Genomic DNA, 11,915 nt, shown 5'->3' with positions numbered 1-11,915 from the left:
TACCGCACGCGTCGCCCGGCACATGCCGGACGACGCGACCACGACTTGCTTGCGTGCTACTTGCTACAGCCCGAGGCTTATTCCGCGACCGGCTTGCCCGACGCGTCCGTCACCTTGGTCTTCCACTGCTTGCGGATCTCAGCCGTGACCGATGCCGGCAGCGAGATGTAGTCCAGGTCCGTCGCGGCCTTGCCACCGTTCTTGAAGGCCCAGTCGAAGAACTTGAGCGTTTCGGCGCCCTGCTCCGGCTTGTCCTGCTTGGTGTGCAGCAGCACGAAGGTCGCGCCGACGATCGGCCATGCGTCCTTGCCCTGCTCGTTCGTCAGGATCTGGTAGAACGACTTCGACCAGTTCGCGCCGGCAGCGGCTGCCGCGAAGGTCTTCGCGTCCGGCGTGACCACGGCGCCCGAGGCGTTCTTCAGGTCGACGTAGATCATCGAGTTCTTCTTCGCGTAGGCCGATTCGACATAGCCGATCGCGCCCGGCAGGCGCTGCACGAAGGCGGCGACGCCGTCGTTGCCCTTGCCGCCCGTGCCCGTCGGCCAGTTGACCGTGGTGCCTTCGCCGACCTTGGTCTTCCACTCGTCGTTGACCTTCGAGAGGTAGTTCGTCCAGATGAACGAGGTGCCCGAACCGTCAGCGCGGCGAACCACGGCGATGTCCAGGTCCGGCAGCTTGGCCTTCGGGTTCAGCGAGGCGATCGCCGGGTCGTTCCACTTCTTGACCTTGCCCAGGTAGATGTCGCCGAGCACTTCGCCCGACAGCGTGATTTCGCCGGCCTTGATGCCCGGGACGTTCACCACCGGAACGATGCCGCCGACCACCGTCGGGAACTGGAACAGGCCCTTCTGGGCGAGTTCGTCGTCCTTCAGCGGCGCGTCCGAGCCCGCGAAGTCAACCGTCTTGGCGTCGATCTGCTTCAGGCCGCCGGACGAGCCGATGCCCTGGTAGTTGATCTTGGCGCCGCCGGTTTGCTGGTATTCGGCAGCCCACTTCGAGTAGATCGGGGCTGCGAAGGTGCTGCCCGCGCCGGTGACGTCGGCTGCGTGAGCGGCGACAGCGAAAAGCGCGCCGGCCAGACCAGCAAACGCGGTTTGCATCAATTTCATGAGACCTCCAGTGTGTGAGCGGATGACTACGGCACCGCGAAGATTAGGGGGTGTCCATGACAGTAATGTGACAATTAATGAACCTGGTGTGACAGCAACATGACAGACCGAAAGCTGGCGCCCGGGCTTCGCCGATCGCCTGCCGCCGGCGCCGCGGGCCCGGCCGGCAAGGCTTGCGCCAGGTTGCCGGGCGGCGCGAGGACATCGCCGCGCGGTTCTCCCCCCTCTGCTCGCGCATCGTAAACGTGCACGTCAGCGCCGATTGTTCACCCGGTCCGCGGACCGGCGACGGCGCTCAAGCAGCTTAGATGAAATGTCATAAAACGGAAGGATTACGGACGCGCAAACGATTTCGTCTGCGGAATCCGGGGTAGGTACTTGAGTGGATCAGTCGGGAATGGCGCCGGCCCGCGCCCGGGTCGATGATCTCGGCGCATGTGCGCCTGCGACAACATGGCGCCCTCCTGCGCGGGCTCGCCAATAAAAAACGGCGGCCAACCTGGCCGCCGTCGTGGTTTCCGCTGGCGCGGATTCAGGCCGTCGCGAGCCGCACCGCGCCGGCGATCGCCTCGGCATGGCGCTGGGCATCGGCCGCCTCGCGCGCCTCGACCATCACGCGCAGCACCGGTTCGGTGCCCGAGGCGCGGATCAGCACGCGCCCGCTCTCGCCGAGCTCGCGCTCGGCCGCGGCGATCGCCGCCTGGATCGAGGCCTCGCCCTTCCAGTCGGCGCCGGCCTTCATGCGCACATTGATCAGCGTCTGCGGGAACAGCGCCACGCCCTCGAGCAGCTCGGCCAGGGTCTTGCCGCTGCGCTTGAGCGCCGCCAGCACCAGCAGCGCCGAGACGATGCCGTCGCCGGTCGAGTGGCGGTCGAGCGAGAGGATATGGCCCGAGCCCTCGGCGCCGAGCTGCCAGCCGCGCTCGCGCAACTGCTCGAGCACGTAACGGTCGCCCACCGCGGCGCGCACGAAGGGCACGCCGAGCTTGCCCAGCGCGACCTCGACCGCGAGATTCGTCATCAGCGTGCCGACCGCGCCCGGCACCTTGCCGTCGGTCTCGATGCGATCCTTCGCCAGCACGTAGAGCAGCTCGTCGCCGTTGTAGAGACGGCCGGCCGCGTCGACCACCAGCAGGCGGTCGGCGTCGCCGTCCAGCGCGATGCCGAGATCGGCGCCGTTTTCCTTGACGGCCGCGATCAGCGCCTCCGGCGCGGTCGCGCCGACCTTGTCGTTGATGTTGAAACCGTTCGGCTTGACGCCGATCGGCACGATGTCGGCGCCCAGCTCGTGGAACACGTGCGGCGCGATCTGGTAGGCGGCGCCGTTGGCGCAATCGACCACCAGCTTCATGCCGCGCAGGTCGAACGAGGCCGGGAAGGTGCTCTTGCAGAACTCGATGTAGCGGCCGTTGGCGTCGTCGAGCCGGCGCGCCTTGCCGAGCCCGTCGGAGGCTTCGCAGGCGAGCGGCTTGTCGAGCCAGGCCTCGATCTCGGCCTCGGTCTCGTCCGGCAGCTTGTTGCCGTCGGCCGAGAAGAACTTGATGCCGTTGTCGTGATAGGGATTGTGCGAGGCGCTGATCACCACGCCCGCGGCCAGGCGCAGCGCGCGCGTCAGGTAGGCGACGCCCGGCGTGGGCATCGGCCCGGCCAGCATCACGTCCACGCCGGCGGCCGAGAAGCCCGCCTCGAGCGCGGCCTCGAGCATGTAGCCCGAGACGCGCGTGTCCTTGCCGATCAGCACGGTCGGGCGGCCGCTCGCCGCGCGCGCCTTCGAATGCGCGAGCACCTTGCCGGCCGCGTAACCGAGCCGCAGCACGAAGTCGGGCGTGATCGGCGACTCGCCGACCAGGCCGCGGATCCCGTCCGTACCGAAATAACGACGTCCCATGAATGCATTCCTCCTCGTATGTTCTCTCTCAGGCGAGGCGTGCCGCGTCGCGCACGGCGCCCCAGATCTTCAATGCGTCGACGGTGGCCGCCACATCGTGCACGCGGATGATGGCCGCGCCGCGCTCGGCCGCGCAGACCGCGGCGGCCACGCTGGCCGCCACGCGCTCGGCCGGCGGCTTGCCGATCAGCGCGCCGAGCATGGACTTGCGCGACATGCCGGCCAGGATCGGATACGGGCGTCCGTCGGGGCGCGGCGGCGCCGTGTCGGGCAGGCGCGCCAGCAAGGCGTAATTATGTTCGATGGTGGCCTTGCCGAAACCGAAGCCCGGATCGACGCTGATCCGCTCGGCGGCGATGCCGGCCGCGAGGAAGTCCGCGGCGCGCCCGGCCAGGAACGCCCGCACCTCGGCCACCACGTCGAGATAGTCGGGCTCGCCGAGCTGCATGGTTCGCGGCTCGCCCAGCATGTGCATCACGCACAGCCCGCAGCCGCTGTCCTTCACCGCTTCGAGCGCGCCGGGCTGGCGAAAGCCCCAGATGTCGTTGATCAGGTCCGCGCCGGCCGCGAGCGTGGCGCGCATCACCTCGGGCTTGTAGGTGTCGATCGAGAGCGGCACGCGCATCGCCTGCAGCGCCTCGACCACCGGCACCACGCGCGCCAGTTCCTCGTCGAGCGGCACCGGCGGTGCGCCGGGGCGGGTCGACTCCCCGCCGATATCGATCAGGTCGGCGCCCTCGGCCAGCATCTGCTCGGCCTGGCGCAGCGCGGCGTCGCGCGCGATGTAGCGCCCGCCGTCGGAAAACGAATCGGGGGTCACGTTCAGGATGCCCATCACCAGCGGGCGCTCGAAACTCAGCGTGAAGCGGCCGCATTGCAGCGACGGTGGAAGGATTGGTTGGGAAACGCTCAAATCGAATGATCCGGAAGCAGAAACAAAACGGGCCGGTGTGATTCACACCAGCCCGTCGATTGGAATCCCGTGGCGGGATTATGCCGGCGCGGTCGCGTTGCCCGGCTTGACTTCGGCGCCGGCGCCGCCCGAAGGATCGCTCGCCGGCGGCACGTTGCCGCTGCTCTTCGGCGAGCGCGGCGGGCGGCCCGCCATGATGTCGTTGATCTGGTCGGCGTCGATGGTTTCCCACTCCATCAGCGCGGCCGTCATGGCCTCGACCTTGTCGCGGTTCTCGTCGAGCAGGCGTCGCGCCAGGCTGTACTGGTCGTCGATCACGCGGCGGATTTCCGCATCGACCTTCTGCTGCGTCGCTTCCGAGATGGCACGCGTGAAGCCCTTGCCGAACGGGCCACCGTCGTTGTCGTCGTCGGCGTAGACCATCGGCCCGAGCGCATCGGTCATGCCGAAGCGCGTCACCATCGCGCGGGCCGTCTGGGTCGCCTTGTTGAAGTCGTCCGAGGCGCCGGTGCTGATCAGGTTCATGAACAGCTCTTCGGCCACACGGCCGCCGAACAGGATCGCGAGACGGTCGAGCAGGTAGTCCTTCGAGTAGGTCTCGTTGTCGTGCTCCGGCAACTGCCAGGTCACGCCCAGCGCGCGACCGCGCGGGATGATGGTGACCTTGTGGACCGGATCGGCCTTCGGCAGCAGCTTGGCGACCACCGCGTGGCCGGCTTCGTGATACGCCGTGGCACGCTTGGCCTCCTCCCGGATCACGGCCGACTTGCGCTCCGGACCCATAAAGATCTTGTCCTTGGCGTCCTCGAAGTCCTGCATCTCGACGATGCGCTTGCCGCGACGCGCGGCGAACAGCGCCGCCTCGTTGACCAGGTTGGCCAGGTCGGCACCCGAGAAGCCCGGCGTGCCGCGCGCCAGCACGGCCGCGTCGACGTCGTTGGAGATCGGTACCTTGCGCAGGTGCACGCGCATGATCTGCTCGCGGCCGCGGATGTCGGGCAGGCCGACATAGACCTGGCGGTCGAAACGGCCCGGGCGCAGCAGCGCCTTGTCGAGCACGTCGGAACGGTTGGTGGCGGCGATCACGATCACGCCCGAGTTGGCCTCGAAGCCGTCCATCTCGACCAGCATCTGGTTCAGCGTCTGTTCGCGCTCGTCGTTGCCGCCGCCCATGCCGGCGCCGCGATGGCGACCGACCGCGTCGATTTCATCGATGAACACGATGCAGGGCGCGTGCTTCTTGGCCTGCTCGAACATGTCGCGCACGCGGGCCGCGCCCACGCCGACGAACATTTCGACGAAGTCCGAACCCGAGATGCTGAAGAACGGCACCTTGGCCTCGCCGGCGATGGCGCGCGCCAGCAGCGTCTTGCCGGTACCCGGGGGGCCGACCAGCAGCACGCCGCGCGGGATGCGCCCGCCCAGTTTCTGGAATTTCTGGGGATCACGCAGGAAATCGACCAGCTCGGAGACTTCTTCCTTGGCTTCGTCGCAGCCCGCGACGTCGGAGAAGTTCACGGCGTTGTTGTTCTCGTCGATCAGCCGCGCGCGCGACTTGCCGAACGAGAAGGCGCCGCCTTTGCCGCCGCCCTGCATCTGTCTCATCATGTAGAACCAGAACACGATGATCAGCAGCGTCGGCCCCAGGTAGTACAGCGCGGAGACGAGCGCGTTGGGCTCGTCGTCGGCCTTGCCGCTCACCTGGACGCCGAACTTCATCAGGTCGCCGACCATCCAGATGTCGCCAGGCGACACGATCTGGTATTTCTGGCCTTCGGCAGGAGTGACGGTGAGGTTGCGCCCCTGCACGATCACGTTCTTGATCTTGCCGGCCTTGGCGTCGTCCATGAACTGCGAATACGACACACCTTCCTGGACGCGGGGCTTGTCGAACTGCTTGAACACTGTAAACAGCACCAGTGCGATCACGAGCCACACTGCCGCTTTCGAGAACATATTGTTGTTCAAAGCACCACTCCTTCACTCATAGAAGAGCGCCCGCAGTTTTCCTGCGGCACTCCCGTGGCATTCTAATCCAGTCCGAAGCCCGTCGCCATAAGGTTCGCCAAACGCTTCGATAGGCAAACCCCATGACCGGCAAGGCTCCCGGCCGGGCTGCGGCGGCTGCGCATCCGTCAGCGCGGATGCTTCAGATGCCGACCCAAAATAAATGTCTCCGACGATTTATCGCGCGAAGCCTTCGGCTTGCGCGGCGCGACCGTGCGGAACTGATGCTTGAACTTTTCGACAATCTGGCTGTAGCCGCTGCCGTGAAAGCACTTCACTAAAAGGGCGCCATCCGGTTTGAGATGGTTCTGGGAGAATTCGAGCGCGAGATCGCAGACATGTTCGATCCGCGCCGCATCCGCCAGGGCCACGCCGGACAGGTTGGGGGCCATGTCGGAAATTACAAGGTCCACCGCGCGGCCTTCCAGCACGTCCTCAAGCTGGCGCAGCACCTCGTCCTCGCGGAAGTCGCCCTGGATGAAGTGCACGTCGGCGATCGGCTCCATCGGCAGCATGTCGAGCGCGATGATGATGCCGTCGATCCCGCCCTCGCGCTGGCTGTCGCGCTGCTTGCCCTGGGCCAGCTTGTTGCGCGCGTACTGGCTCCAGCTGCCCGGGGCCGCGCCCAGGTCGACGATCACCTGCCCGGGACGGATCAGCTTGTCTTGGTCGTCGATTTCCTTGAGCTTGTAGGCCGCGCGCGCGCGGTAACCCTCCCGTTGCGCCAGCTTCACGTAGGGGTCGTTGATATGGTCGTGCAGCCACGACTGATTGAAACGGTTCTTTGCCATGCAGGGGAAAAATGTCTGCCAAATGCCACAGTGCCGCCGCGAAACCAGGCTTGCGGCGGCCCGCCGGGCCCCTCGAACGCGCAATGGTTTCGTCGGCACCGGCTTTTGGCGGATAATACGCGTCTATTTCGCGCGGCGGACGCCTCGAAGGCGTAACCGCCGCGATTTTACGTGGTTTTCGCGCGCGCCCGCGGGCGCGCCGTTCTATTCGATTCCAGAGTTCCGATGCCTGCCCTTTCGCTTTCCCCCGTCGAGCGCTCCGCGCTGCGTTCACAAGCCCATGCGCTGAAGCCGGTCGTGCTGATCGGCGCCGAAGGCCTGACCGACGCCGTGCTGGCCGAGATCAAGGTCCACCTGGCCGCGCACCAGCTGATCAAGATCCGCGTATTCGGCGACGAGCGCGATGCCCGCATCGCGATCTACGAAGACATCTGCGACCGCCTGAATGCCGCGCCGATCCAGCACATCGGCAAGCTGCTGGTGATCTGGCGCCCGGAGCAAGCCGAGGTGGCGCCGGTTCGCGGCCGTCGTGGCCTGCCCAGCGCGCGCGAGGCCGCCAAGCTCGGCGCCGCCGAGCCCGCGACCAAAGGCCGCGCCCCGCGTACCGTGAAGGTGGTCAAGCACTCGCCCGACGCCAGCCCGGTGCGCAAGCCGCGGGCCACCAAGGTGGTGGTGCGCGGTAACGAGCGCGTGACCGCGGGCGGTACCGTGAAGCGTGCCAAGAAGCGTCAGCAGAGTGCGAAGCGCCCGTTCCAGAACGACAAGTGATCGGCTGACGATGCCGGCCGGCGCGGGCATCTTTCCCGCCGGCCCGGCCGCATGCCGCTGCGCTCGAGGGCGGCGTCAGGAGCGGCTCAAGCGCCGCCGCTGCCCTCGCCCGCCACCGGCAGGCTCCACACCAGCCACAGTCCCAGCACGCTTTCGACCAGGTAGAACAGGCTCGATATGCCGTGCAGCATCCCGAAGCGGCTCGCGTATTCCGAATGGCCGACATCGGTGCCGGCCGCCTGGGCCGCCAGGCGCATCGCGTCCATGAAGGGTTCGATCGCGAAATAGCCGACCAGCACGCACAGCAGCATCGCGACGACCAGCAGGCGCGAACGCCGGTAGGCGACATCGCCCGCGCGCACGCGCGCGTTGGCGATCAGCAGCATCAGCACGGCGCAGACCACGCCGATCAGTCCCTCGATCCGGAACAGGCGCGCGGCCACGCCGCCCGCGCTGGCGCGATCGAGCGCGACAAACAGTATCGGCGCGACCGCATAACCGATGGTCAGCAGGCTGCCGACCCAGATCGTGGTGAGAAGACGGAACAACCGGGGCGCATGGCGCATCGGATCGCTCCCGGGCTCAGACGTAGCTGACCGAGATGATCTCGTACTCGCGCACGCCGCTGGGGGCCTGCACGGCGGCCACGTCGCCCTCGGACTTGCCGATCAGCGCACGCGCGATCGGCGAGCTGACCGAGATCAGGCCGTGGTCGATATCGGCTTCGTCGTCGCCGACGATCTGGTACTTCACCGTGGCGCTCGATCCGAGATCCTCGAGTTCGACGGTAGCGCCGAACACCACGCGGCCTTCCGCGTCGATCACGGACGGGTCGATCACCTGGGCGGCCGACAGCTTCGACTCGATCTCGGCAATCCGGCCCTCGATGAAACCCTGCTTTTCCTTGGCGGCGTCATATTCGGCGTTTTCGGACAGATCGCCCTGCGCACGCGCTTCGGCGATCGCATTGATCACGGCCGGACGCTCGACCGATTTCAGGCGCTGCAACTCACTGCGGAGTTGTTCGGCGCCACGTTTGGTCAACGGAATGGTGCTCATAAAAACGGCTCAATAAACAAAAACGGGCATAAAAAAAATCACCGCGATTAAGCGCATTTCCGGGAACGCCGGAAACACCGCTTAATCGCGGCATGTGGTGCCTGGGAAAACCCGACGGCTTAGTTTAGGCGAGCATGAAGACCTTGTAAATCATAGACTTCGAGGTCCTTCAGGTAGCGCAGGCCTTCCACCGCCGCGCGCGCGCCCGACATGGTGGTGTAGTAGGTGACCTTCTGCGCCTGCGCGCTCATGCGGATCGAACGCGAGTCGGCGATCGCCGCGCGCGTCTCGTCGACGGTGGTGAACACCAGCGCGATCTCGCCGTTCTTGATCATGTCGACGATGTGCGGACGGCCGTCCTTCACCTTGTTGACCACCTTCACCGGCACGCCGGCCGCCTCGATCGCGGCGGCCGTGCCGCGCGTGGCGACGATCGGGTAGCCGAGGTCGTGCAGCATGCGCGCGACTTCGACCGCCTTGGGCTTGTCGGCATCCATCACCGTCAGCAGCACCGTGCCCGACTCGGGCAGGCGCGAGCCGGCCGCGAGCTGCGACTTGAACAGCGCTTCGCCGAAGGTGCGGCCCACGCCCATCACTTCGCCGGTCGAACGCATTTCCGGTCCGAGCACCGGATCGACGGTCGGGAACTTGACGAACGGGAACACCGCTTCCTTGACGCTGAAGTAAGGCGGCTCGACTTCCTTGGTCACGCCCTGCCCGGCCAGCGTCTGGCCGACCATCGCGCGCGCGGCGATCTTCGCCAGCGGCAGGCTGGTGGCCTTCGACACGTAGGGAACCGTGCGCGAGGCGCGCGGGTTCACTTCCAGCACGTAGATGACGTCCTGCTTCGAGCCGTCCGCCTGCGGCACCTGCTGGATCGCGAACTGCACGTTCATCAGGCCGACCACGTTCAGTGCCTTGGCCATCGCGGCGGTCTGGCGCTTCAGCTCGAGCACGGTCTCCTTGGCCAGCGAGTACGGCGGCAGCGAGCAGGCCGAGTCGCCCGAGTGCACGCCCGCCTGTTCGATGTGCTCCATCACGCCGCCGATGAACACGGCCTCGCCGTCGCAGATGCAGTCCACGTCGCATTCGATCGCGTCGTTGAGGAAGCGGTCGAGCAGCACCGGCGAATCGTTGGAGACCTTCACGGCCTCGCGCATGTAGCGCTCGAGGTCGCGCGGCTCATGGACGATCTCCATGGCGCGGCCGCCCAGCACGTAGGACGGGCGCACCACCAGCGGGTAGCCGATCTCGGCGGCCAGCGCCAGCGCCTCGTCCTCGGCGCGCGCGGTGCGGTTCGGCGGCTGGCGCAGGCCCAGCTCCTGCAGCAGCTTCTGGAAGCGCTCGCGGTCCTCGGCGGCATCGATCATGTCCGGCGAGGTGCCGATGATCGGCACGCCCGCGGCTTCCAGGTCGAGCGCCAGCTTCAGCGGCGTCTGGCCGCCGTACTGGACGATCACGCCGACCGGCTTTTCCTTGTCGACCACTTCCAGCACGTCCTCGAGCGTGAGCGGCTCGAAGTAGAGACGGTCGGAGGTGTCGTAGTCGGTCGAGACCGTTTCAGGGTTGCAGTTGACCATGATGGTCTCGTAGCCGTCCTCGCGCATCGCCAGCGCCGCGTGCACGCAGCAGTAGTCGAACTCGATGCCCTGGCCGATCCGGTTCGGGCCGCCGCCCAGCACCATGATCTTCTTGTTGTCGGTCGGCTGCGCCTCGCACTCTTCCTCGTAGGTCGAGTACATGTAGGCGGTCTTGGTGGCGAACTCGGCCGCGCAGGTATCGACGCGCTTGTAGACCGGACGCACGTTCAGCTCCAGGCGACGCGCGCGCACCTCGGCGGGGCTCGCGGCCAGCAACTTCGCCAGGCGGCGATCCGAGAAGCCGCTCTGCTTCAGGAAGTAGAGTTCGTCCTTCGTGAGGCTCGCCAGCGTGCGACCGCCGAGCGCCTTCTCCTTCAGGATGATCTGCTCGATCTGGGCCAGGAACCACGGGTCGATCGCGGTTTCCTCGAAGATCTGCTGGGCCGACATGCCGACGCGGAACGCATCGCCGACATACCAGATCCGGTCCGGACCCGGCTCGCCGATCTCGCGCACGATCTCGTCGCGATCGACCGACTTCTCGTCGAGGCCGTCGACGCCGACTTCCAGGCCGCGCAGCGCCTTCTGGAACGATTCCTGGAAAGTCCGGCCGATCGCCATCACCTCGCCCACCGACTTCATCTGGGTGGTCAGGCGCGAATCGGCCTCGCGGAACTTCTCGAAGGCGAAACGCGGGATCTTGGTCACGACGTAATCGATGGTCGGCTCGAACGAGGCCGGCGTCTGGCCGCCCGTGATCTCGTTCTTGAGCTCGTCGAGCGTATAGCCGATGGCGAGCTTGGCCGCCACCTTGGCGATCGGGAAGCCCGTGGCCTTCGAGGCCAGCGCCGAGGAACGCGACACGCGCGGGTTCATCTCGATCACCACCATGCGGCCGTCGTTCGGGTTGATCGCGAACTGCACGTTCGAACCGCCGGTGTCGACGCCGATCTCGCGCAGCACCGCCAGCGAGGCATTGCGCAGGATCTGGTATTCCTTGTCGGTGAGCGTCTGGGCCGGCGCGACGGTGATCGAGTCACCGGTGTGCACGCCCATCGGGTCGAGGTTCTCGATCGAGCAGACGATGATGCAGTTGTCCGCGCGGTCGCGAACCACTTCCATCTCGTATTCCTTCCAGCCCAGCAGCGATTCCTCGATCAGCAGCTCGCGCGTCGGGGAGAGGTCGAGGCCGCGCTTGCAGATCTCCTCGAATTCCTCGCGGTTGTAGGCGATGCCGCCGCCCGAGCCGCCCAGCGTGAAGGACGGGCGGATCACCGTCGGGTAGCCGCTGCCGCCGGTGATCGCAGCGATCTCGCCGTGCACCTTGAGCGCCTCTTCCATCGAATGCGCGATGCCCGACTTGGCCGAACCCAGGCCGATCTTGGTCATCGCGTCCTTGAACTTCTGACGGTCTTCCGCCTTGTCGATCGCCTCGGGCGAGGCGCCGATCAGCTCGACCTTGTACTTCTCCAGCACGCCGTGGTGGTGCAGGTCGAGCGCGCAGTTCAGCGCGGTCTGGCCGCCCATGGTCGGCAGGATCGCGTCCGGGCGCTCCTTGGCGATGATGCGCTCCACCACTTCCCAGGTGATCGGCTCGATGTAGGTGACGTCGGCCGTGTTCGGGTCGGTCATGATCGTCGCCGGATTGCTGTTGACGAGGATGACCTTGTAGCCTTCCTCACGCAAGGCCTTGCATGCCTGCGCGCCCGAGTAGTCGAACTCGCACGCCTGGCCGATGATGATCGGGCCGGCGCCGATGATGAGGATGCTCTTGATGTCTGTGCGTTTTGGCATGGCTCG

At 66.6% G+C, this 11,915-nt stretch carries 9 protein-coding genes; 1 reads left to right on the top strand and 8 read right to left on the bottom strand.

Translation table 11 applies throughout. From position 1 onward, the window contains the following. Nucleotides 1–77: 77 nt before the first annotated feature. The 5 genes from pstS to F3J10_RS15320 all read right to left on the bottom strand — a co-directional run bounded on the left by pstS (nt 78) and on the right by F3J10_RS15320 (nt 6,708). On the bottom strand, nt 78–1,109 hold the full coding sequence (gene pstS, locus F3J10_RS15340) for a phosphate ABC transporter substrate-binding protein PstS (protein WP_025099653.1): 1,032 nt from the start codon (nt 1,107–1,109) through the stop codon (nt 78–80). Nucleotides 1,110–1,641: 532 nt separating this feature from the next. Continuing rightward, on the bottom strand, nt 1,642–2,997 hold the full coding sequence (gene glmM, locus F3J10_RS15335; RefSeq protein ID WP_166911997.1) for a phosphoglucosamine mutase: 1,356 nt from the start codon (nt 2,995–2,997) through the stop codon (nt 1,642–1,644). Nucleotides 2,998–3,025: 28 nt separating this feature from the next. Continuing rightward, a complete protein-coding gene (gene folP / locus F3J10_RS15330; RefSeq protein WP_223997817.1) occupies nt 3,026–3,832 on the bottom strand; it encodes a dihydropteroate synthase in 807 nt (268 codons plus the stop codon). A 156-nt stretch (nt 3,833–3,988) separates the two neighbouring features. Continuing rightward, the gene (ftsH, locus tag F3J10_RS15325; protein WP_013697365.1) at nt 3,989–5,878 is read right to left on the bottom strand and encodes an ATP-dependent zinc metalloprotease FtsH; all 1,890 of its coding nucleotides are present in this window, start codon (nt 5,876–5,878) and stop codon (nt 3,989–3,991) included. Between the two features lie 167 nt (nt 5,879–6,045). After that, a complete protein-coding gene (locus tag F3J10_RS15320; protein ID WP_013697364.1) occupies nt 6,046–6,708 on the bottom strand; it encodes an RlmE family RNA methyltransferase in 663 nt (220 codons plus the stop codon). Between the two features lie 225 nt (nt 6,709–6,933). Between F3J10_RS15320 and F3J10_RS15315 the strand changes: the two genes are divergently transcribed. Beyond that, nucleotides 6,934–7,476 (top strand): YhbY family RNA-binding protein, encoded by a 543-nt coding sequence (locus F3J10_RS15315; protein WP_013697363.1) that lies wholly within the window; start codon nt 6,934–6,936, stop codon nt 7,474–7,476. 86 nt (nt 7,477–7,562) lie between these two features. Here the strand turns inward: F3J10_RS15315 and F3J10_RS15310 are convergent, their stop codons facing one another. From F3J10_RS15310 to carB, 3 genes are all read right to left on the bottom strand, one after another. Continuing rightward, nucleotides 7,563–8,042 carry a DUF4149 domain-containing protein gene (locus tag F3J10_RS15310; protein ID WP_167242409.1) on the bottom strand — a complete coding sequence of 160 codons (480 nt, stop codon included), beginning with the start codon at nt 8,040–8,042 and terminating at the stop codon, nt 7,563–7,565. A gap of 16 nt (nt 8,043–8,058) precedes the next feature. After that, nucleotides 8,059–8,535 carry a transcription elongation factor GreA gene (gene greA, locus F3J10_RS15305; protein ID WP_013697361.1) on the bottom strand — a complete coding sequence of 159 codons (477 nt, stop codon included), beginning with the start codon at nt 8,533–8,535 and terminating at the stop codon, nt 8,059–8,061. Between the two features lie 119 nt (nt 8,536–8,654). Next, nucleotides 8,655–11,909 carry a carbamoyl-phosphate synthase large subunit gene (gene carB, locus F3J10_RS15300; RefSeq protein ID WP_167242408.1) on the bottom strand — a complete coding sequence of 1,085 codons (3,255 nt, stop codon included), beginning with the start codon at nt 11,907–11,909 and terminating at the stop codon, nt 8,655–8,657. Between the last annotated feature and the right edge of the window lie 6 nt (nt 11,910–11,915).

Origin of the sequence: Burkholderia sp. Cy-637, assembly GCF_011753175.1 — a bacterium.
GTDB classification, from domain to species: domain Bacteria; phylum Pseudomonadota; class Gammaproteobacteria; order Burkholderiales; family Burkholderiaceae; genus Burkholderia; species Burkholderia gladioli.
The sequence above is the reverse complement of the archived record's forward strand: the minus strand, read 5'-3'. Positions and strand labels throughout refer to the sequence as shown.

Coding starts and splice junctions, on each gene's coding strand:
- carB (WP_167242408.1), bottom strand. CDS start 11,909: ATGCCAAAACGCACAGACATCAAGAGCATCCTCATCATCGGCGCCGGC.
- greA (WP_013697361.1), bottom strand. CDS start 8,535: ATGAGCACCATTCCGTTGACCAAACGTGGCGCCGAACAACTCCGCAGT.
- F3J10_RS15320 (WP_013697364.1), bottom strand. CDS start 6,708: ATGGCAAAGAACCGTTTCAATCAGTCGTGGCTGCACGACCATATCAAC.
- pstS (WP_025099653.1), bottom strand. CDS start 1,109: ATGAAATTGATGCAAACCGCGTTTGCTGGTCTGGCCGGCGCGCTTTTC.
- F3J10_RS15310 (WP_167242409.1), bottom strand. CDS start 8,042: ATGCGCCATGCGCCCCGGTTGTTCCGTCTTCTCACCACGATCTGGGTC.
- folP (WP_223997817.1), bottom strand. CDS start 3,832: ATGGGCATCCTGAACGTGACCCCCGATTCGTTTTCCGACGGCGGGCGC.
- glmM (WP_166911997.1), bottom strand. CDS start 2,997: ATGGGACGTCGTTATTTCGGTACGGACGGGATCCGCGGCCTGGTCGGC.
- F3J10_RS15315 (WP_013697363.1), top strand. CDS start 6,934: ATGCCTGCCCTTTCGCTTTCCCCCGTCGAGCGCTCCGCGCTGCGTTCA.